This is a genomic window from Streptomyces sp. NPDC005784 (assembly GCF_042871525.1).
In the GTDB taxonomy this organism is placed as follows: domain Bacteria; phylum Actinomycetota; class Actinomycetes; order Streptomycetales; family Streptomycetaceae; genus Streptomyces.
On the sequence record NZ_JBIAIQ010000023.1, the window covers coordinates 1 to 20,714 of the forward strand.

Below are 20,714 nucleotides of genomic sequence, written 5' to 3' on the forward strand. Positions count from 1 at the left end.
CCAGGAACACCACTGGCCACACACCTGGGTTTCTGATGGCCACCAGCCTGGTCATCCAACGGCCACCCACCTGGGCATCTCAGTGGCCGTTGACAAGGGGCCCTGGTGCCGTACCGGCACCAGGGCCCCGAAGGAACTGCACACCATCTGCCGGCCCTAGAACTTGGCCGACCTTCTGTTTCCGCGGATCCGACCGTGATGCTGTCGGGTGCGCGGGGATCGCGGTTGCTTGACCGGAGACCACCTCACTATCGATGTCCTGCGGTACCCGGGCTCAGCCATTCCGCCCGGGCGATCCTGATGGCGCGAGATTCCTCCGTTCTTCCCTCTGATCAACACTTACTCATGGGGACTGCGCACTGCTCTGTACTGCGGGTGACGCGTACTGCTGGTGGCCTGGGGGAGCGCCACGCTTCGGCAGCCAGCCCCGTCGCCCGTCGTGCATCTGCTCTGGCTTGGAACCCCACTGCCGAACTTCCCGGCACGCGCGCCCGCAGCCGACGCCATTTACCGGGGAACTACTGACTCTCACTGCGGGTACTGCCACTGCGGTCCTGCTCACGGCGGCCCCTGATCACTGCGGGCCGCCCGGTCCGGTCGTCAGTCCCGTCGCCGTCCTGCAACAACCCTGGCTTCGCAACTCCACCACCGCACCGCGATGCGCACTGCAACTACGTCCTGCTTCCAGGCAGTTCATCTCTGCCCGGCCCTGCGATCTTCCTGGCTACGAGAGAAACCATATCCAGGCGATCTCCCAATGTCTACTCCGACCAACATAGATTTCGGTGAGTCCTGTAGTGAGGTAATCCGCTTCGAGCGGCAACGGTGCGCCGCGCTCCGGGCACCCCTGCGCAGCCAGGCCGAACCGTATGCCGTCAGCTCCTGGACCGGCTGTGTTGCGTGTTTTGAGCAGAAACTTACGGATACCCAGACGCCAGCTGACGCTCTTCGACGATGCATGCAGGAGGTCCGCGTGATTGTCACGCCCCCCGAGTCGCCTGATCACCTCCGCACCCCGCAACTGCGCACGGCGGATCTGTTCGCCGACTTCGTCGAGCGCGAGGCCCCGAGCGTGCCGCTGCCAGGCCGCTCGACGGCCCGCCGCTTCGCCGTCCTCATGGCCCTGGGGCGGCGGGACCTGTCGCTTGCACGGCTCGCCGAGGGGCACCTGGACGCTGCGGCGATCCTGCACGAGCTGGACCACCACCGCCTGCCCGCCCAAGGGGAGCGGTGGGCAGTGTGGGCCGCGCGCCCACCGGGTCCCGGCACGCACGCGACACGCACCGATCGGGGGTGGAAGCTCAGTGGCGTGAAGCCCTACTGCTCCGGTGCCCACGCCTGCACCCACGCTCTGCTGAGCGCGGACGCCGAGGACGGCTACCGGCTGTTCGCCGTCGCGCTGGACCACCCGGGCGCGCAGCCGGTGGAAGGGACGTGGCCGGCGATCGGTATGGCCGGGAGCGACAGCCTGGAGATGTCCTTCACGGATGTACCCGCGAAGGCCGTCGGCGGGGTGGAGGGCTATCTGGAGCGGCCCGGTTTCCAGCACGGTGGAATCGGTGTCGCGGCCTGCTGGCTGGGCGGTGCCCACGCCGTCGCCGCGCCGTTGTACGAGCGAGGCGCGGCTGGACGCTTGAACGCGCACGCGGCCGCCCACCTCGGAGCGGTGGATGCGCTGCTGCACACGGCCGGCGCGATGCTGCGGCAAGCGGGTGAGGACATCGACGCCGATCCTCTCGACGCACACGACGAAGCGCGGGTGCGCAGCCTGCGCGTGCGGGCCCTCGCCGAAAAGGTGTGCACCGAGGTACTCGACCACGTGGGGCGTGCCACGGGTGCCGGGCCTTTGTGCCACGACGAACGGCACGCTCGCGCGGTTGCGGACCTGACGGTCTACCTGCGCCAGCACCACGCGGAGGCGGACCTGGCCGAACTCGGCCGCCTGGTGACGGCAGACCCGGCGGAGGCGACCCGATGAGCTCGTTGGAGACCGCTGACGCCGCGAGACTGGCCGCCGCCGCGGCGATCGACTCGCCGGGCACCGACGAGGCGGAGTGGCAGGCGGCGCGACTGCCGGACCATCTGCCCCACCTGATGCTTCCGACAGGCCCCGTGGTCGTCGTGGCGGCTCACCCGGACGACGAGGTTCTGGGATTCGGCGGTGCCATGGCCACCCTTCTCGACGCCGCTGTGGCGGTCCACACGGTGTGCCTGAGCGACGGGGAGGCATCCCACGGCCCTGCGTCGCCGTCGGCCCGGAAACAGTTGGCCGCCCGCCGCCGTGGCGAACTGGCCGCAGCGCTGGGCGAACTCGGGGACCTGCCCGCCCCGGTGCATGCCGCTCTGCCCGACACGGGCCTCCACGAGCACGAGACCCGGGCGCAAGCCGTGATCGGCGAAGTGCTGGACGCCGTCGGGGCTGCGGTGTGTGTGGCGCCGTGGGTGGGCGACCTCCACAGTGACCACGAGGCCGCCGGCCGAGCCGCCGAACGTGTCGGCCGCGACCGCTCCACGCCGGTGTGGTTCTACCCCGTGTGGATGTGGCACTGGGCTCGTCCCTGCGACCCCCGTGTGCCGTGGAACCGGGCCTGTGTTCTTCCTCTGGCCCAGAGGGCGGTCGACCGTAAGAAGGCAGCGCTGTCACGGTTCACCAGCCAACTGGAGCCCCGCGGCTGCGGCGTCGGGCCGGTATTGCCGGCGCAGGAGATCGCCCACCACACCCGCACCTTCGAGACGGTGCTGCGTTGAACACCCCCGCCGGCTACTTCGACGAGCAGTACGCCCGCGCCGTCGACCCCTGGCATCTCGGGGAACGGTGGTACGACCGCCGCAAGTACAACCTCACCGTGGCGGCCCTGCCCCGCCCCCGCTACTTGCGGGCCTTCGAGCCGGGCTGCTCGGTGGGCGTACTGAGCGAACTCCTGGCTGCCCGATGCGATCAGCTGCTCTCCACCGACCGCGTCGCCGCGGCCGTCGAAGCCGCGACTCGACGCACCTCCGCTTCGGAGCACGTCACCGTGAAACGGATGATCGTGCCAGAGCAGTGGCCCCAGGATTCCTTCGATCTGATCGTGCTGTCGGAACTCCTCTACTACTTCGATCCCAGCACCCGTACACGGCTGCTCGAGCGAAGTGCGGAGAGCCTGGGGGAGGGCGGTCACCTGGTCACGGTGCACTGGAACCACCCGGTGGCCGAGCACACCTGCACAGGCCGCGACGTCGCCGACCGCCTGGACACCCTGACAGGCCTGAGCCGCCTCGCCCGCTACGACGATCCGGACTTCACCCTCACCGTCCACGAACACCGCCCAGGCTCGGGCCCGGTGCTGTCCCCGGCCCGCGCGGAGGGTCTGGCGTGACCCCCGCAGCCCTCGCTGTCGTCATCCCGGCACACAACGAGGAACACCGCATACATGCCTGTATGCGCAGCGTGCACGCGGCCGTAGAGCACGTGGCGCCGATGCCCGTCGTGATCGTGGTGGCGGCGGATGCCTGCACGGACGCCACAGCGACTCTGGCCGCCCGCGCCGGAGCCCACGTCGTCAATACCCCGAGCCGCAATGTCGGAGCCGCACGGGCGGTCGGCATCGACCACGCCCTGAAGCTGCTGGCAGATGCCGGCCCGGAGGTATGGCTGGCCATGACGGACGCCGACACCACGGTGCCGGCCTGTGGCTCACTCACCAGGTCGCCTGGGTGCGGCGGGGCTACGACGCCGTTCTGGGCACCATCCGCCTCGCCCCCATCACGGCCGGTGCCTTTCGTGTGGCCCGTCACGACGCCGAGTACTTCGGCACCCGTCCGCTCGAGGAGACGGAGCCGATATGGGAGCATCCGCACGTCCACGGAGCCAACCTGGGCGTGTCCGCCGCCGCTTACCTGCGGGTGGGCGGCTTCGCACCCCTGCCTACCGGCGAAGACCGCGACCTCGCGGCCCGGCTGTTCGCGGCCGGCTACCAGATTGCCCGTACCGACCAGCATGCCGTGCGCACCGCGGCCCGCCTGCGCGGACGGGCTCCCGGCGGCCTGGCGGATCTCCTCGCCTCCCTGCATCCCGCACCGCATAGCCCCGATTCCGTTCTTCACCGCGGTTCCCGCTGGGCCCGGCGAAGCCGGTCTGACATCAGGTACCCAGTTTGACGCGCAGTCCGGGGAGGCGGGAGGGCTGTCCGGTCCGGAGGAGGCTGCGGTGGTTGTGTCCTTCGATCACGGGTACCGGGAGGGGGCAAACCGCACGAGAACAGGAGACCTGGCCATGCCTTCCGAGGTCACCCCCCGCTACACCGTCCCGGGCCTCACCGTGCAGGACGCCGGCTCGCTCATCGAGGTGCTCCAGCAGCGCCTGCATACCCTCAACGATCTCCACCTCACCCTCAAGCACGTCCACTGGAACGTGGTGGGCCCGCATTTCATCGCCGTGCACGAGATGCTCGACCCGCAGGTCGACCGCGTTCGCGCCATGGCAGACGACGTCGCCGAGCGCCTCGCCGCCCTGGGAGGCATTGCCCACGGCACCCCGGGTGTGCTGGTCGAAGAGCGAACCTGGAAGGACTACAGCGTCGGCCGCGCCGACGCCATCGCCCACCTCGGCGCGCTCGACCTCGTGTACACCGGACTGATCGAGGACCTGCGCGCCGCGGTGAAGACAGTGGGGGAGATCGACCCGGCCACCGAGGACCTGCTGATCGAGCAACTGCGCGACCTGGAGCAGTTCCAGTGGTTCGTCCGGGCGCATCTGGAGACCGCAGGCGGCACGCTCACCACAGCCGATGCCACCACCGAGACGGAAGCCGCCCAGCAGGTCATGAACCAGTGACATCGACAGCAGAGGCGGCGTGAACGGTTGGCACCCGGATCACACGAGCGGGATCCGGCGCGCAATCGAGGCGCGGACTTCCCCATGGCCGACTTCGTCACCCACCCCGGTGCGCGGTGCCTGATCGGTCACCTTCCGCTGCCACGGCAGCCCGCCCCCGCTGCTCCTCGCGAGCAGAGCCGACGTCCCGTTCCAGGGGTGTGCGACTCACGGCCGTCGCGAGGTCTTCCAAGGCCCGCTTCTGCAGTTCCGCCTCGCGCCGCACGACCGGGCTCCGGTTGCCGGCGGCAGCGTCCTCCCACGCGTGGAGCGCCTCCTCCACACGCCCCCAGTCTGGATTCCTGTGGTCGCGCACGTCGACTGCTGCCTTCGCGGTGTCCGTCTCCAGGGCCTCGGCGAACCGCTCCGCCTCGGGGACGAAACGGCTGTCGGCCCGCGGGACGTGGCTCTCCATGAGCATCACCGCCCGGCCGAACCCCTTCAGTGCCTCTTGCGCCTCCTCCGCCTCACGCGACGTCAGACCCCTGGGGCGGACCGGTTCCTGCCTTGCCCGGTCGTATGTCTCCTGCCAGGCGGCACGTGCATCCCTGCTCGCCAGCAGTGCCCTGCGCATGTCGGCGTGATGCTCCCGGGTCGGTTCGGCGTAGCTGCGGAGCACCGCGGCCGCGTAGCGGCCGTTGGCGGCGAGCCAGTCCGCAAGCCGGCCCGGCAGCCGGGGCGTCTCCCACGCGGGGAACACCACGTAGGCCAGCATTGCCAGGGCCCCGCCGAGCAGGGTGAGCACCACCCGCTCCGGGACCGTCTGCTCCCACGTCTGGCCGCCCATGCCGAGCAGGAAGACGACGTACGCGGCAGTGAAGCACTGGGAGTAGGCGTAGCCCGTACGGATCAGCGTGTACGACAGGCCTGCCGAGATCACCGCCAGCGCGCCGAACACGTCGGCGTCCGGGCCCAGGGCCCGCACCATCCCGGTGGCGAGCGCGACCCCTGCCAGGGTCCCGGCGAAACGGGCCACCGCGCGCGCGTACGTCCGGTGGAAGTCCGGCCGCATCACCATCACCGAGGCGATGGGCGCCCAGTAGCTGTGGCCCAGGGGCAGCCGGGCGGCGATCAGATAGCCGAGCGTGGCCACCGCCGCCAGGCGGACGGCGTGTCGGAACACGGGCGAGTCCCGGCGGAGCTCACGGCGGACCGCCCGGACGACGACCGGGACCAGCCGGAGCATTGTCGGGCGCACCAGGAACTCGGCGCCGGCGGGGCCGGGCGGCGTAGGCGTCCATCCGCGTGCGCCGCCGCTCCCGGCGATCTCCAACGCCTCGCCGAGCAGTTCCACGAGCCGCTCGGCGGCCTGCCGCGCGGGGCCCTCCAGCACCTCGTGCTCCTCGTCGACACGCAGGACGTCCGTGCTCCCGGGCCGCACCTCGGCGGGACTGCCGCGGCGGATCGAACGGGCGGCCGCATCCAGGACGTCGGCGGCCGCGTCGAGCAACTCCCGCGCGCGGTCCCTCCCGGGTCCCTCCGCCGGGGCGCCGACGTCCGGGTCGGCGAGCGCGGCGACGACCGGCCGAATACGCTCGGCGAGTCCCCGGGGGCCGTGCAGGGCGGGGGGACGGGTGCGGGCCTGTGACGGCGTCACGGCGGCCGCGTCCCGGGCCGTCATCAACGGCTCCGGGTCGAACGGGGCGGTCGGGTCGTGCCGCAGTCGGCGGGCGTAGTCCGCCACGGCGGCCAGGGCGTCGGCGAGCGCGTCGCGATGCGCCCCCCAACGGCGGATCGGGAACAGTAAGATCAGCACGGCTTGCACCACGCCCCCGAGCGCGATGACCCCGGCGTGCTCCAGGGCTCGCCCGACGCTCGTGGGCAGGGTGATGGTCACCAGCATGCTGCCGACCGTCGTCGCTGCGACGATCCCAGCGGTCGATCCGACGGCCCACGCCATCCCCGCGGCGAAGGCCCATAGGGCCAGCAGTGGGAGGAACGTCACGAGTCGTCCCGCCGCCAGGTAGCCCACGAAGGTGCTGAGCGCCAGACCCGCGCCCGCGCCGAGCGCGATCACCTTGCGTGGACGCCAGGTGCGCTGGAAGGTGGCCCCACCCGCGGAGTAGGCACCGAGGGCGGCGGACGCGGCATACGCAGGGGAGACGAGCCACAGCGCCGGCCCGACCACGATCGCCACCCCAGCGGCCGTGCGCAGCGCGAGCAGGGGCTCCAGCCGCGTCTCCTCGATCGTGAGCCCGGATCGCACGACCTCTCCGAAGGCCCGCAGCCACCTCACGGGTGTGAGCCTAGCCGGAACACCTTGCCGGGTCGCATCGGCCTGGTTGAGGTGCGGCAGCCGTCGGGCAGGGAAGCCTCCCACCCGCCCGGCGAACAGGCCGGCGGCCGCAGCCGCTGGACGGGGTGCAGCCACTGCGGACACTGCTGAGCGTCCGCCGTCCGTCCTGCCGGGCCGGAGCGCGGGCAATCGCCGTAGGTTCAGGTCCGACCGGAGCACGGGCGATTGCCCCCAGCCCCGGCCGGAGGACGGGCGGGACGGTGGCCCTTCGGATTCCTTATCGCTTGTGGCCGTTCCCGTGTCCGTTCGGGTGCAGGACCACCTTGATCCAGCCCTCGTCACGGGCGTCGAAGTGCTCGTAGGCGGTGGGGGCCTCGTCCAGACTGAGTTCGTGGGAGACGACGAAGCTCGGCGTTGCCTTCCCGCCGGCGATCAGATCCCGCAGCGCCCGGTTGTACCTCTTCACCGGCGCCTGCCCGGTGCCCATGCGCTGGCCCTTGAACCACATCATGCCGAAGTCGATCGGGACCTTGCCCCGCGCCTCCAGCTCCCCCTGGGCCTCCGCGCCGCCGGGGTCCTCGGGCAGGAACACGCCCACCACGCCGATGTCGCCCGTGAACCTGACCGAGTCGATCAGTGCGTTGAGCGTGAGGCTGGCGTCCTCATGTCCCTCGGGGTCGTGTGCCTGGTAGCCGACGCACTCACAGCCGTTGTCGGCGCCCAGACCGAGGGTGGCCTCCTTGACGACCTCCGCCGGATTCTGCTCGGCGGTGTTGATCGGGATGGCCCCGATCTCCTCCGCCTTGCGCAGCCGGTCGGGCTGGTGGTCGGCCACCCACACGCGGCCGGCGCCCTTGAGGAGGGCGGAGTAGGCCGCCATCAGCCCGACGGGACCGGCCCCGAGGACGATCGTCTGGTCGCCAGGTTTGACGTGGGCCATCTCGGTGGCGTGATACCCGGTGGGGAAGATGTCGGCGAGCATCACGTAGTCGGTCTGCCGGTCGGCGGCGTCCTCCCCCAGACGCAGCGCGTTGAAGTCGCCGTAGGGCACGCGCAGCAGTTCCGCCTGGCCGCCCTGGTAGGGGCCCATTTCGGCGAACCCGTAGGCGGCTCCGGCGAGGGCCGGTTCCGGCTGCATGGTCAGGCAGTAGCTGGTCAGGCCCTGCTCGCACTGCTTGCAGAAGCCGCAGGCGATGTTGAAGGGCAGGACCACATACTCGCCGACCTGGACCTTGCGGACGGCCGGGCCGACCTCCACGACCTGACCCATGTTCTCGTGTCCCAGGGTGCGGCCGGACTCGAACGAGGTGCGGCCCTCGTACATGTGCAGGTCCGAACCGCAGATGTTGGTAGTGGTGATCTTGACGATGATGTCGCAGGGGTGTTCGATCTTCGCGTCCGGTACGTCCTTCACCGTGACGGTTCGCGGACCTTCATATACCGCTGCTTTCATGATCGCTTCCTTCGGTGCCGCGGCATGACCGCAGCACGGGTGCGATGGGGACGGCCTACCGAGCCTGACTCCCGGGAGTTGGTGCGACGGGGTCAATGGCTCCGGCATGCCTCTGTGGGCCGTTCACCCGGTCCAGGTGGAACGGCGGTGCCGCCGTGGGCCTGTCCGGCGGAGCGTCGGCCCTCCGGCAGCGTGCCTTCCGAGTCCCCGTAGGCCCTTGACGCGAAACAGACTCGCACCGATCGATCAGCGGAATCTTCGTACGCGGACGACCGCCAGCCATCGACGACCACCAACCACCAGCCCCCCAACGAATCTCCGACTCGGGTCACCAGCTGGTGCTGTGACCGCATAGGTTCGCCGGTTTGGTGATCGTGACGGTTGGATGTGCGGTGACGTTCGATCCGACCGCTGGAGGCGCAGTGGCCGAGCGTGTCCGTATGCGCAGACTGACCGACCAGGAAGGGCAGAAGCTGCAGCAGATTGTGCGGCGTGGCAGCACCCACGCGGTGCGCTACCGGCGCGCGATGATGCTGCTGGCGTCGGCCGGCGGGAACCGCGTGCCGGTGATTGCCCAGTTGGTGCAGGCAGACGACGGCACCGTCCGGGATGTGATCCACCGGTTCAACGAGATCGGCCTGGCCTGCCTGGACCCTAAGTGGGCGGGAGGCCGTCCCCGCCGGCTCAGCCCTGACGACGAGAACTTCGTCATTGCGACGGCCACCACCCGCCCGACCAAGCTCGGTCAGCCCTTCACCCGCTGGTCACTGCGCAAACTCGTCGCCTACCTGCGGAAAGCCCAGGCGCCGTGTGATCCTCATCGGCCGCGAAAACTTACGTGGCCTGCTCGCCCGCCGCGGCGTTACCTTCCAGCGGACCAAGACGTGGAAGGAGCCTTCGGACCACTGCGGCAGTTCACCATCGCCAACTCCAATCACCCGAACCACACCGTGCAGACCCGGGCCCTGCACGCCTGCCTCCGGTGGCGCAACGCCAACGCTCGCCACCGCGATGTGTTGGCCGCCGAACGCAAGGAACGCGCCCGCATCCCCTGCGAGAAAGGCATCCGCTGGGGCGGACGGCCACGGCAATTGGCGGCCTGACCTGGCAGGAAGGTGAGTCACCGAGATTGCGGGGCGAGCGGGGCTTCTCGCCTGAGGCCGCAACGGGTGGCGCCGGCAGGGCCTCAGGGTTCGATGACGAGGCGTTCGATGAGGCCGTCGCGGAGTGTGAACTGGTAACGCAGATCGATGGTCCCGCCAGGGAAGTTGCCCTCGAGGTGGTGGGTGGCGATGTAGCGGGTTGCGTCGGTCTGCTGGGTGCCGGTGAGGTGGATGCTGTACGTGAATTCGGTGGCCGATCGGTTGAGCCACTTTCCGATCGCCTCGATGCCCTCGTAGGTGTTGCCGTCGTCGGTCACTGTGGCTTCGCGGGTGAACGCCGTGATTGCGGTTGCGGTGTCGCGGGCGCGGTGCGCTGTCAGGTAGCGGGTGATCACCTCGGGCAGGGTGTCCGGGGTGCTGGTTCGGGGCTGGTTGTCGTGCATGACGCTCCTTGGGGTGGTGGCGGGTTCAGACGGTGGGGGTGGTGCCGCCGTCGATGACGTGTTCGGCGCCGACGATGGCCGAGGCGCGGTCGGAGACGAGGAAGGCGACGAGCTCGGCGACTTCCTCGGGCCGGTTGGGACGGCCCAGCGGGATGCCGCCCAGGGAGTCCATGAGCCGGCCCAACGCCGCTTCTTGCGTGATGTCTGCGTCGTGGGCGATCCGGGCGACGAGGTTGTCGGCGGCCGAGGTCTGCACAAAACCGGGCGAGACGGTGTTGACGCGGACGCCGTGCGGGGCGACCTCGTTGGCCAGGCCCTTGCTGTAGGTGGTCAGGGCGGCCTTGGCGGATGCGTAGGCCAGGGTTCCGTTCCACAGCGGCATGCGGCGCTGGATAGAGGTGACGTGCACGATCACGCCCTTGCCTGTGGCGATCATGTGCGGCAGGAGTGCGCGGTCCAGGCGGACGGCGGCCAGCAGGTTTGTGTTCAGCTCCCTGGCCCAGTCGTCCTCGCCGAGCGCTGCGAACCCTCCGGCCGGCGCCTCGGACCCGCCGAGGGTGTTGACCAGGACGTCGACGCCTCCCACGCGGGCGTCCACCTCGGCGGCAACGTGGGCTGCGCCCTGGGCGGTGGACAGGTCGGCTTTGATGAACGCCTTCTCCTCGACGTCGGCGGGGCGGCTGCGGGCCGTGACCAGCACGGTCGCGCCGGCCTGGGTGAGACGTCGGGCGATGGCGGCTCCGGTGCCCTTGGTACCGCCGGTGACCAGAGCGCGTCGGTCTTCGAGGGATTCGCTGATGGATGTGGTCACGGTGTGCTCCGTTCCCGGGTGCGGGCGAAGAAGGCACCGCTCCCGTCATTACTGCTAAAATAGAAGCCACTAACTTCGACTTTAGCAGTAACCGAGGGGATGGTCGCGATGGCAAGCCGCATCAGGCTGGAGGACCGGGAGTGCCCGCTGTCCACAACGGTGGAACACGTAGGCGAGTGGTGGACGCTGCTGATCCTCCACGACGCTTTCGACGGCTACACGCGCTTCGACCAATTCCAGGAGAGTCTGGGTATCTCCTCCAGCATGCTCACCACCCGGCTGAAAACCCTCGTCGCCGACGGACTGCTGGAGCGCCGGCCCTACCAGACCAACCCCGTACGCCACGAGTACGTCCTCACCGAACTCGGGAGCTCCCTCCGACCGGTGGTCGTCGCCCTGGCCGCGTGGGGCAACTCCCGCCTCACACCGGCCGAACGCAGCATGATCCTCATCGACGCGCACAGCGGCGAGGAAGTCGAGCCCGTCGTCGTTGACGCCAAGACCGGCCGCCGACTCGACGACAGCGACACCTACGTCTTCACCGCAGGTCCTGCGGCCAGCGACGCCATGCGCCACCGATACGCGACACGACCGACCACCCCCGCGGAGGTGTAAGGCTGGGCCAAGCCAGCGCCGAACAGCCGCGCGCAGTGCCGGACGCACCTCATACCTGATCGACCAGGAAACACCGAATCGCCGGCAGTATCACGCACCCCAATCGTCCCGAGCCGTTGATAACTAGATCAAGTGAGGCGAGGGGCAACGTCGGTCGTTTTCCAAGAATCGCCATCGCGGGCTGCGCCCCCGGATCCCATCTGAGTCGGAGGGAGCCATCAGCGCGGCCCAACCTGGTGAACCTTCTCGGTCACAGCACTACTAGGACTCCGTTAGGTCTGTCTCGATCCCGGGGTCCTGCTGGTCAGGGGCTGATGGCAGGTGGTGCAGATGCCTGTCCAGCACCTCAGCGTGTTCTGGAGGGAGTCGAGGACCTGATAGAGGGTGAGACCGGCCCGGGAACTTTTGGGGACAGGCGCTGTTCGGTGAGGAAGGCATGGGCGGCGGTCACTAGGGTGACGTGGTGGTGCCAGCCGGGCCAGGAACGGCCTTCGAAGTGGCCCAGGCCCAGGCCGTGTTTGAGCTCGCGGTAGTCGTGCTCGATGCGCCAGCGGACCTTGGCCAGACGGACCAGATCGGTGATCGAGGTGCCGGCCGGCAGGTTGGACAGCCAGTAATCGGTGGGGGCCTCGGCGTCCTCGGGCCATTCAACCAGCAGCCAGCAGTCCGGAAGGACCCCGTCCCACCAGCCCTGTTCGGCCGATGCCGCGGCCCGGATCGGTCGCTCGACCGCCTTGCCGGCGGGCCGGACACGCACTGCGGCAAAACGGGATCGTAACTCCCCTCGTGAGCCGTGCCGCCAGGTGAGGGTGGTGAAGGCCTCTGGGTCGAGGCCGGCGGCAAGGGCCGACAGCGACGGTGCGGGATTCCGGTAGCGGGGCTGGGGCCAGCAGCCGATGGCGCCGTTGCGGTCCGGGGCCACGGGTTTCGCGTCGAACGGGTGGGCGGTCACGTCCGAGCGGACGGCCAGGACGTAAGCGATGCGGCGATCGGACAACGCGGCCCGCAGGTGTGCGTTGGTGCCGTAAGCGGCATCGGCGACCACGGCCGGCGGCGTCATCCCCCAGTCGGCGAGCGTGTCGAGCATGTCCAGGGCCAGGCGCCATTTCTCCCGATGCGTGGCCTCGGGCGGGATGACGGTCCTGGCCCGACGGTGGCTGTCCGAGGCCCATTCCGCGGGCAGGAACAGCCGCCATTGCAGCGGGCAGGAAGCGGTGTCACTCGCGGCGTGCACACTGACGGAGACCTGGCAGTTGGCTCGTTTACCCAAGGCTCCGCAGTACTGCGGAGCAACACCGACCGACATCTGACCGTCTTTGGGCACCGACACATCGTCGATCACCCAGGCTGCCGGGTCGATCAGCGGCAACATGCGTTCGTTGATCCGCCGCTGCACCGGTACCGGGTCCCAGGTGGACTGGTTCACGAACTGCTGCAGATTCTGCTCGTTGCCGTCCGGCAGCCGTGAGGCCATCGCCTGGATCGACTTGCGGCGGCCGTCCAGCATCAACCCCCGCAAGTAGCAGTCGCCCTTGGCCCGCTGGTCCTTGCGCGGCACCGAGGCGAACACATCAGCGATGAACAACGCCAACGTCGCCCGGACACGGTTCACTTCATGTGCATCCACACATCCAACATGCTCTTGATCAGCACTAACAGGAAGACCTAACGGAGTCCTACTACTAGTCGCCGTCGTTGTCCTGGAGCATTTGGCGGCGCTCCTGTTCGCGCTTGGAGTAGGCGGCCGCCCGGATCGCCTCGTCGCTCTCCAAGCCCGATCCCAGTGCGCCGCCCACCGTGGCGACCGAAGCGACGAACCAGGACAACGTCCAGTATTCCGCGGCGTGCAGCGGGGTTCGTGTCGTGGAGGCGAACACCTGGCCGTTGAGGATGAACAGGGCCCACACCAAGTTGATGACGATCAAACCCGCGTAGCAGACGAGCACCCCGATACCCACGGTCATGACCGTCGAGGCGTTGTAGAGCCTCGCCCTCTGCCTCGCCTCCCGCGAGGCCTCCGCTGATCGATGCCACAGCTGCGCGTCCACGATCAGCCAGCCGATCATGAGCGCGACGGACCCGACCGTGGCGATCGCGAGGCGTGGCGCGCTCAGGGACTCGGCCAGGTTCCAGATGGTGGAGTTCACCGTGGCGGCTGCTCCCGTGGCGAGTGCGGCCGCCAGGGCTTTCGACAAGCCCGGCACCAAGCGCCACGGCCGGTTGGCGCGGACCATACCGACGAGCACCCTCAGGTAACCGCGCGGTCCGCTGACGACGTACCGAAGATCAGCGGCCTCCTCCACACCGACCTGGCCCGGGTGAATAGGCGCGAGGCGACTGACGAAGGGCCCCAACAGCGGCTGACCCGGCGGAGGTCCCTCAGCCCCGGTGGCCCGCGGCCCCGCCAAGCTGAGCACGGCTTCCTCCACGGCCCGCCGGGCTCTCGTCTGCAGACGCAAGCCCCCCAGCGGAGGAAGAGACAGCAGGGCCAAGCCGTGTTCGTGACTCAGATCCACAACGAGCTTACGCCCGTGTGAGTGCAGCGGAAGGTCGGTGAGGGCCACGACGATGTCCCAACTCTCCGCTCTTCCGCGGTCCATGATCCGGCGCATCAAGGTGGGCGGGTCCTCGGTCCCTGCGGTGAAGGGCTCACTGACCACCTCGACGTCGAACCGTCGTCCCTGGCCTGACCTGTCGGCGAGCCGAGCAGGAAGTGTCCGGGCCATGCGCTGCGCGATCTCCGTGGGCGCGTCCGGATCCGCCAGGAGAGCCACGACCGTAGCGCCCTGAGACGACACCCGCATGACTCCTTCTCGTCGGCTGCCCCCCGCGATCGCCCGTGCCCACAGGATGCCCCCGAGGTATCGCCCACGCCGCGTGACACGCTGGCCCCTGCCAGCAGGTGCAGGCGGTACGGTCAGGTCTCCTCGTCCTCCCCGCACAGGGCCTGCTCCACCACCGGGCCACGGTTGCGTGCGCCACCGCGAACACCAGTTCCGCGCCACCCCGGGCACCGCGACGAGATCGATCGGCAACAGGGCCGCCTCCTGTGCAACCTCGTCACCGTGATCACCTTCACGGGCATCACTTCCTCTACGCCGCGCTGTTCCTGCTCGTCCATGTCGCTGCGGCGTTCCTGCTCACACTGCCGTCGTTGCGTCCCCTCGTCCGACACCAGCACGATGCCGAGTGCCTCTCTACGGCCCGCCTGTCCCGGTGCTCGTGCACGAGGCGGATAGCCATGGCACCCTCACCGGCCGCAGGGGCCACCCGGAGGCTCGTGTGAGCGGGGCCCCGTGACGGCGCCTGTCGCGCGGTTCCCGGCGCGATCAGGTAATCAGGAACGGTGGACAAGGACGCGACCGACCCCTTCGTGCATGTCCGGGGCGCCAGTGAGAACAACCTGAAGAACATCGATGTCGACGTTCCGCGGGACGCGATGGTCGCCTTCACCGGCGTCTCCGGTTCGGGCAAGTCCTCGCTCGCGTTCGGCACCCTCTACGCGGAGGCCCAGCGACGCTACTTCGAGTCCGTAGCACCGTACGCCCGAAGGCTGTTGCAGCAGGTCGGCGCACCGCACGTGCAGGAAATCACCGGACTGCCACCGGCCGTGGCGCTGCAGCAGCGGCGCGGGTCGCCCAGCTCGCGCTCGACGGTCGGCACCATCACCACGCTGTCCAATCTGCTGCGCATGCTGTACTCCCGCGCCGGCACCTATCCGCCCCGGGCCGCACGGCTGGAGGCCGAGTCGTTCTCGCCCAACACCGCGGCCGGGGCCTGCCCGGAGTGCCACGGACTGGGCGTCGTGCATGACGTCACCGAGGACCTGCTCGTCCCGGACCCCTCGCTGAGCATCCGCGAGGGGGCGATCGCCGCCTGGCCGGGCGCCTGGCAGGGCGCCAACCTGCGCAGTGTCGTGAGCGGCCTGGGGATCGACATCGACCGACCGTGGCGCAGGCTCAGGAAGAAGGACCGGGACTGGCTGCTGTACTCGGACGAGCAGCCCTCCGTGTACATCGAGCCGGAGGAGGACCGCGTCGACTACGGCTACCAGGGCAAGTTCTGGAGCGCCCGCAAGCACGTCATCCACGTCCTCGCCGACTCCAAGAGCGAGAAGATGCGCGAGCGGGCGCTCCGGTTCGTCAGGAGTGTGCCCTGCCCCGAGTGCCACGGCAGCGGACTGCGGCCCGAGGCGCTCGCCGTGACCTTCGCCGGACGTTCCATCGCCCAGATCAACGCGATGCCGCTCACCGAGGTCGTGGCGCTGCTGCGGCCCGTCGCGGGGCGGTCCGAGGCCGATGCCACCACGTCGACCGCCCGATCCGGGGAGACGACCGAGGTCGCGGTCCGGATCTGCGGCGATCTGGTCGCGCGGGTCGACGTACTGCTCGACCTGGGCCTCGGATATCTCAGCCTCGGGCGCCGCTCGACGACCCTGTCGCCCGGCGAGGCGCAGCGTCTGCGGATCGCCACCCAGCTGCGCTCGGGGCTGTTCGGCGTCGTCTACGTCCTCGACGAACCCTCCGCGGGCCTGCACCCGGCTGACGCGGAACCGCTGCTGGACGTGCTGGACCGCCTCAAGGCGGCGGGCAACTCGCTGTTCGTCGTGGAGCACGACATGGACGTCGTACGGCGGGCGGACTGGGTGGTCGACATCGGCCCCGGCGCGGGTGAGGGCGGCGGACGCGTGCTGTACAGCGGCCCGGTCGCCGGTCTTGAGCGGGTCGGGGAGTCGGCCACGAGCCAGTACCTGTTCGGGCGCGCCCAGCCGCTCGATCACCGCCCGCGCACACCGCACGGCTGGCTGCACCTGAGCGGCGTCTCCCGCCACAATCTGCACGACGTGTCCGTCGACGTACCGCTCTGCGTACTGACGGCGGTGACGGGCGTGTCCGGTTCCGGAAAGTCGACGCTGGTGACGCAGGTGCTCGCCGAGGTCGTCCGCGGCCACCTCGGACTCGTACCCGAGGAGCCCGACGAGGCGCAGCTGGAGGTCGACGTCCAGGACGCGTCGGGGGTGGAGTCGTTCGACCGGCTGGTCCGGGTCGACCAACGGCCCATCGGCCGAACTCCCCGGTCCAACCTGGCCACGTACACGGGGATGTTCGACGCGGTGCGCAAGCTGTACGCGGCGACGGACGAGGCCAGGGCGCGGGGCTACTCGGCCGGAAGGTTCTCCTTCAACGTGCCCGAAGGGCGGTGCGAGACCTGCCAGGGCGAAGGATTCGTCGCGGTGGAACTGCTGTTCCTGCCCGGCACCTACGCGCCGTGCCCGACCTGCCATGGCGCCCGGTACAACGCCGAAACGCTGGCAGTCACCTACCGCGACAAGAACATCGCGGAAGTGCTGGCGCTGTCCGTCGACGCCGCCGCCGAGTTCCTGTCCGCCGTCCCGGCCGCCTCCCGCAGTCTGGAGACGTTGCGCGAGGTGGGACTGGGGTATCTGCGGCTGGGGCAGCCCGCGACGGAACTCAGCGGTGGTGAGGCGCAACGCATCAAACTGGCCACCGAACTCCAGCGAGCCCGCCGCGGTCACGCGCTCTACCTGCTCGACGAGCCGACGGCGGGGCTGCACCCCTCGGACATCGCGCTGCTGCTGCGACAGCTGCACCGGCTCGTCGACGCCGGCAACACGGTCGTCCTCGTCGAGCACGACCTGGACACGATCGCCACCGCCGACTGGGTCATCGACCTCGGGCCGGGCGGCGGCGACGCGGGCGGGCGGGTGGTCGCGGCGGGCCCGCCGGCCAAGGTGGCGAGGGCCCGCCGCAGCGCCACCGCGCCCTATCTCGCGGCCCGGCTCGCGCGCTCATGACGACGGGGCGAGGGGCTGAGCACCGGTCGGCCGGGTTCGGGGCGAGGGTCGCGCGCGTCGATGCTGCGTTCCAGCTTCAGAGCATCTCCAGGGGCGTGGGCCCGCTGGGCGGCGGGAACGCCTCGTCGAGGGCCTCGACCGCCTCGGTGGGAAGGTGGAGGTCCACCGCGCCGCGGTTCTCCCGAACGTGGTCGGGTGATGCGGAACGCGGGATCGCGGCCATCCCCTGTTCCAGCACCCAGGCGAGTGCCACCTGGGCCGGCGTGGCTCCGAGGGCCCGGGCCACGGCATCCAGTGCCTCGACCTTCAGCAGCCGCCCCTGCTCGATCGGGGAGTAGGCCATGACCGTCACGCCGGCCTCGCGGCACCAGGGGAGCAGATCCCACTGGATGCCGCGCCGGGAGAGGTTGTACAGCACCTGGTCGACGGCCACGGCGTCGCCACCGGGGAGGGTGGTCAGCTCGACCATGTCGGCGATGTCCAGATTGCTCACGCCCCAGTAGCGGATCTTCTCCGCGTCCATCAGGTCGGTGAATCCCGCAAGAGTCTCCTCAAGTGGCCACCGTCCCCGCCAGTGCAGCAGGTAGAGGTCCAGCCGTTCCGCACGGAGCCGCCGCAGGCTGCCCTCGCAGGCGGCGACGGTGCCCTTCCGGTCGGCGTGGCCGGGCAGCACCTTGCTGACGAGGAAGACCTCCTCCAGGCGTCCCCGGAGGGCCTCCCCGACGAGCTCCTCGGCTGTGCCGTCGCCGTACATCTCCGCTGTGTCGACGACGGTCATGCCCAGGTCCACGCCCAGCCGCAGCGCGGCGATCTCCTGTTCACGCCGGGCCGGTTCCTCGCCCAGGTACCAGGTGCCCTGCCCAAGTGCCGCGATCTCTTCACCGGAGGGGAGCGCGATCGTTCTGGCCGATTCCACAGACATCTCGGGCCTCCCGTCTGCCGCGGATCCGTGTCACGCGCGCCCGCACCGAGTGCCCAGGTCCGCGCCTCCCAGACAACCGGTGTCGCATGCGCCGCAGAGAGGTCAGGAGGGGCGAGCGGAGCGGGCCGAGAGCGTGCCGGGACCGGGTGCGCGGTCGCGCAACGCGACGGCGACCGACACAACGGCGCCGCAGGCGAGGACCGCCGCGAAGCCGATCATCGCGGTCTGCACGGCGAAATGCCTCAGGGCGATGCTGAACAGGATGGAGGGCAGGCCCATTCCCAGGTAGGCGACGACGAAGAACACGGCGAGGACCCCCGCGCGTGAGGCGGGCTCGGCCACTGAAACGGCACGTTCGACGCCTCCCTTGAACAGCAGCCCGGAGCCGGCTCCCGACAGGGACACGGCGACCAGGTAGAGCCAGAGCGCCGGGTGGTAGAGGGCGACGGCGCACAGGACCAGGCCGACCGGGAAGACTACTGCCCCCACGGTCAGGACCCGGGGCAGTGGGAGGCGGCCTAGCACCAGCTGGGCGGCCGCCGCGGAACCGAACATGAGGAAGGCGGCCAGGCCGACCACGAGGTGCGAGTCGGTGTGCAGGGTGCCGTGGAGCACGCTCGCCCCGAGGGAGGAGATCAGGCCGAGGATCGCGAAGGCGAAGGCGCCCAGCGCGCCGGCCGCGCCGAACGTCCGCCGGCCGCCGGGGCGCAGGACGAACCTGCTGGGCGGTTCGGCCGCGGGCAGCTCCAGGTCCACGGTCTCCGGGGTGGACAGCACCAGCGCCAGGCACACTGCCATGGCGAGCGTGAAGATCGCCTGGGTGGTGATCAGGGGCGTGGGAAGCCACTCGGCGGCGGCTCCGGCGATCAGGGGGCCTGAGGCCAGGCCGCCGAGGTTGGCGGCGGTGGCCACGATGCCGGGCAGCACCGAACCCGTCCGTTCCGGATGGGCCTCGTGGTGGAGGTCGTGCAGGTACGTCGTCGCGGTCGAGGCCATCAGCCCCAGTCCGACGCCGTTCAGGATTCTGCCCGCGATCAGCCCCGGCAGGTCCCGCCACGCGATCAGTACGACCGACGCGACGATTCCGACCAGCAGCGCCGGGACGATGATGCGCCGCCGGCCGAGCCGGTCCGACAGGTGTCCCAGTCCGAGGAAGGCGGCCGCTGCGCCCACGACCATCGAGGCGTACGCCACCGTGACGGTGGTCGCGCCGAAGTGGTCCCGGGCCTCGTACAGCGGCCACAGCGGGGTCGGCGCGGTGCCGAAGGCCATCAGCACGGTGAAGGCCACCGCCACGAACCAGAAGCCGGTCGTGTGCGAGGCACGGCGCCGGGCGGGGGCGCGGGGCGGCAGGTCGGCGGGAGCGGGTGCTGGTATCCGGTGGGTCGGGTCGCCGGGAGCGTGGGCTGTGGGACGGCTGAGCGGCGTCGGTACGGCAGGCAGGGGTACCCCTCCTCGGGCGGAAGTGGATGGCGTTTTCCATCCTCCTCACCAGCGGGGATCAATGCCAACGAATGTTTTTGCTGGGCTCGAGCAATACAAGTGATACTTCTCGTGTGGAGCTACGTCAGCTGGAGCACTTCATCGCGGTCGCCGAGGAGCTGAGTTTCACGCGTGCCGCCCGTCGGCTGCACGTGGTGCAGTCGGGGGTGTCCGCCGCGATCCGCTCCCTGGAGCGCGAGCTCGGCTGCGCGCTGTTCGAGCGCACGTCGCAGCAGGTCGGGCTCACCGGGGCGGGCGCGGCGCTCCTGCCGGAGGCTCGGGCCACCCTGCACGCCGCCCAGGCGGCCCAGGACGCCGTGCGCGAGGCACAGGACACGCTGCGCGGCACGGTGAACGTGGGCGCCATGGCCTCGGTCGAGGTGGTGGACCTGCCTGCGCTCCTCGGACAGCTGCACGCGCGGCATCCGGCGATCGACGTCCGGCTGCGGCTGGCGACGACCGGATCGGCGGGACTGGCGCACGCGCTGCTCAGCGGGGACCTGGACGTGGCCTTCCTGTCGCTGCCCGAGCACAAACCCGCCGGGATCGACGCACGGGAGCTGGCCACCGTGCCGCTCGTCCTGGTGGTGAGCGCCGCCCATCCGCTTGCCCAGCGGGGGGAGGTGGCACTTGCGGACCTCGCGGGGGAACCCTTCGTGGACTTCCCACCGGGCTACGGCAACCGCGAGGTGGTCGACCGGGCGTTCGCTGTGGCGGGCGTCGTACGCCGGGTGGCTCTGGAGGTGCCCGACATCGACATGGGGGCGGCACTGGTCCGGCACGGTCTGGGCATCGCCTTCCTGCCCGCGTTCGCCGTTGCCCGCACCCCCGGCCTGCACGTCCTGGACGTCCACGGCACCATGCTCCGCTGGAGCATGCATCTCGGCACGTCGTCGACCCGGCGGCCCAGCTCGGCCCTGCGGGCGCTGCTCGACCTGGTCGACCACCACGTCATCGCCCTGTGACGCCCGGGCCGCGG

At 70.1% G+C, this 20,714-nt stretch carries 16 protein-coding genes and 2 pseudogenes; 10 read left to right on the forward strand and 8 right to left on the reverse strand.

Features of this window, described 5'->3' with window-relative positions; translation table 11 throughout:
• Window positions 1-973 precede the first annotated feature (973 nt).
• From ACFYR3_RS29535 to ACFYR3_RS29560, 6 genes and pseudogenes are all read left to right on the forward strand, one after another.
• Window positions 974-1,978, forward strand: a complete 1,005-nt coding sequence (locus tag ACFYR3_RS29535; RefSeq protein ID WP_389285145.1) for an acyl-CoA dehydrogenase — start codon at window positions 974-976, stop codon at window positions 1,976-1,978.
• Window positions 1,975-2,748: a PIG-L family deacetylase gene (locus tag ACFYR3_RS29540; protein WP_355857771.1), complete on the forward strand. Its 774-nt coding sequence runs from the start codon at window positions 1,975-1,977 to the stop codon at window positions 2,746-2,748. Before ACFYR3_RS29535 ends, ACFYR3_RS29540 begins: the two co-directional genes overlap by 4 nt.
• Entirely contained in the window at window positions 2,745-3,359 is a 615-nt protein-coding gene (locus ACFYR3_RS29545) for an SAM-dependent methyltransferase (protein ID WP_355857768.1), read from the forward strand. The genes ACFYR3_RS29540 and ACFYR3_RS29545 overlap by 4 nt, the downstream gene beginning before the upstream one ends.
• A gap of 62 nt (window positions 3,360-3,421) precedes the next feature.
• Window positions 3,422-3,607: pseudogene (locus tag ACFYR3_RS29550) on the forward strand (glycosyltransferase family 2 protein); the annotation flags it as partial.
• Window positions 3,608-3,630: 23 nt separating this feature from the next.
• Window positions 3,631-4,140 carry a hypothetical protein gene (locus ACFYR3_RS29555; protein WP_389285217.1) on the forward strand — a complete coding sequence of 170 codons (510 nt, stop codon included), beginning with the start codon at window positions 3,631-3,633 and terminating at the stop codon, window positions 4,138-4,140.
• Window positions 4,141-4,255: 115 nt separating this feature from the next.
• Window positions 4,256-4,816, forward strand: a complete 561-nt coding sequence (locus ACFYR3_RS29560; protein WP_355857762.1) for a DNA starvation/stationary phase protection protein — start codon at window positions 4,256-4,258, stop codon at window positions 4,814-4,816.
• 97 nt (window positions 4,817-4,913) lie between these two features.
• Here the strand turns inward: ACFYR3_RS29560 and ACFYR3_RS29565 are convergent, their stop codons facing one another.
• Both ACFYR3_RS29565 and ACFYR3_RS29570 read right to left on the reverse strand, forming a co-directional pair.
• The gene (locus ACFYR3_RS29565; protein WP_355857759.1) at window positions 4,914-7,091 is read right to left on the reverse strand and encodes an FUSC family protein; all 2,178 of its coding nucleotides are present in this window, start codon (window positions 7,089-7,091) and stop codon (window positions 4,914-4,916) included.
• Between the two features lie 277 nt (window positions 7,092-7,368).
• Window positions 7,369-8,544, reverse strand: a complete 1,176-nt coding sequence (locus ACFYR3_RS29570) for a glutathione-independent formaldehyde dehydrogenase (protein WP_355857756.1) — start codon at window positions 8,542-8,544, stop codon at window positions 7,369-7,371.
• A gap of 422 nt (window positions 8,545-8,966) precedes the next feature.
• On the opposite strand from ACFYR3_RS29570, the pseudogene ACFYR3_RS29575 reads away from it, so the two are divergent.
• A pseudogene (locus tag ACFYR3_RS29575) lies at window positions 8,967-9,647 on the forward strand (transposase).
• A gap of 83 nt (window positions 9,648-9,730) precedes the next feature.
• Here ACFYR3_RS29575 and ACFYR3_RS29580 read toward each other — a convergent pair.
• Both ACFYR3_RS29580 and ACFYR3_RS29585 read right to left on the reverse strand, forming a co-directional pair.
• Window positions 9,731-10,090 carry a nuclear transport factor 2 family protein gene (locus tag ACFYR3_RS29580; protein WP_355848081.1) on the reverse strand — a complete coding sequence of 120 codons (360 nt, stop codon included), beginning with the start codon at window positions 10,088-10,090 and terminating at the stop codon, window positions 9,731-9,733.
• A 25-nt stretch (window positions 10,091-10,115) separates the two neighbouring features.
• Window positions 10,116-10,901, reverse strand: a complete 786-nt coding sequence (locus ACFYR3_RS29585) for an SDR family oxidoreductase (RefSeq protein WP_355848078.1) — start codon at window positions 10,899-10,901, stop codon at window positions 10,116-10,118.
• 108 nt (window positions 10,902-11,009) lie between these two features.
• Between ACFYR3_RS29585 and ACFYR3_RS29590 the strand changes: the two genes are divergently transcribed.
• Window positions 11,010-11,516: a winged helix-turn-helix transcriptional regulator gene (locus ACFYR3_RS29590; RefSeq protein ID WP_389285146.1), complete on the forward strand. Its 507-nt coding sequence runs from the start codon at window positions 11,010-11,012 to the stop codon at window positions 11,514-11,516.
• A gap of 346 nt (window positions 11,517-11,862) precedes the next feature.
• On the opposite strand, the gene ACFYR3_RS29595 is transcribed toward ACFYR3_RS29590, so the two are convergent.
• Complete coding sequence (locus ACFYR3_RS29595; protein WP_389285147.1) at window positions 11,863-13,143, reverse strand: IS701 family transposase; 1,281 nt, start codon at window positions 13,141-13,143, stop codon at window positions 11,863-11,865.
• Window positions 13,144-13,198: 55 nt separating this feature from the next.
• Window positions 13,199-14,320, reverse strand: coding sequence for a hypothetical protein (locus ACFYR3_RS29600; RefSeq protein WP_389285148.1), 1,122 nt, complete (start codon window positions 14,318-14,320; stop codon window positions 13,199-13,201).
• 542 nt (window positions 14,321-14,862) lie between these two features.
• Here ACFYR3_RS29600 and uvrA point away from each other — a divergent pair.
• Entirely contained in the window at window positions 14,863-17,331 is a 2,469-nt protein-coding gene (gene uvrA / locus ACFYR3_RS29605; RefSeq protein ID WP_389285149.1) for an excinuclease ABC subunit UvrA, read from the forward strand.
• A gap of 76 nt (window positions 17,332-17,407) precedes the next feature.
• On the opposite strand, the gene ACFYR3_RS29610 is transcribed toward uvrA, so the two are convergent.
• Both ACFYR3_RS29610 and ACFYR3_RS29615 read right to left on the reverse strand, forming a co-directional pair.
• Window positions 17,408-18,253, reverse strand: a complete 846-nt coding sequence (locus ACFYR3_RS29610) for an aldo/keto reductase (RefSeq protein WP_355848061.1) — start codon at window positions 18,251-18,253, stop codon at window positions 17,408-17,410.
• A gap of 102 nt (window positions 18,254-18,355) precedes the next feature.
• Window positions 18,356-19,543, reverse strand: a complete 1,188-nt coding sequence (locus ACFYR3_RS29615; protein WP_355848058.1) for an MFS transporter — start codon at window positions 19,541-19,543, stop codon at window positions 18,356-18,358.
• Window positions 19,544-19,809: 266 nt separating this feature from the next.
• Between ACFYR3_RS29615 and ACFYR3_RS29620 the strand changes: the two genes are divergently transcribed.
• A complete protein-coding gene (locus ACFYR3_RS29620; protein WP_355848055.1) occupies window positions 19,810-20,700 on the forward strand; it encodes a LysR family transcriptional regulator in 891 nt (296 codons plus the stop codon).
• Window positions 20,701-20,714: the final 14 nt, after the last annotated feature.

What these genes read in the sequence shown, in the direction of transcription:
- ACFYR3_RS29610 (WP_355848061.1), bottom strand. Translation starts at nt 18,253, where the DNA reads ATGTCTGTGGAATCGGCCAGAACGATCGCGCTCCCCTCCGGTGAAGAG.
- ACFYR3_RS29600 (WP_389285148.1), bottom strand. Translation starts at nt 14,320, where the DNA reads ATGCGGGTGTCGTCTCAGGGCGCTACGGTCGTGGCTCTCCTGGCGGAT.
- ACFYR3_RS29580 (WP_355848081.1), bottom strand. Translation starts at nt 10,090, where the DNA reads ATGCACGACAACCAGCCCCGAACCAGCACCCCGGACACCCTGCCCGAG.
- ACFYR3_RS29560 (WP_355857762.1), top strand. Translation starts at nt 4,256, where the DNA reads ATGCCTTCCGAGGTCACCCCCCGCTACACCGTCCCGGGCCTCACCGTG.
- ACFYR3_RS29570 (WP_355857756.1), bottom strand. Translation starts at nt 8,544, where the DNA reads ATGAAAGCAGCGGTATATGAAGGTCCGCGAACCGTCACGGTGAAGGAC.
- ACFYR3_RS29590 (WP_389285146.1), top strand. Translation starts at nt 11,010, where the DNA reads ATGGCAAGCCGCATCAGGCTGGAGGACCGGGAGTGCCCGCTGTCCACA.
- ACFYR3_RS29540 (WP_355857771.1), top strand. Translation starts at nt 1,975, where the DNA reads ATGAGCTCGTTGGAGACCGCTGACGCCGCGAGACTGGCCGCCGCCGCG.
- ACFYR3_RS29555 (WP_389285217.1), top strand. Translation starts at nt 3,631, where the DNA reads ATGGCTGGCCATGACGGACGCCGACACCACGGTGCCGGCCTGTGGCTC.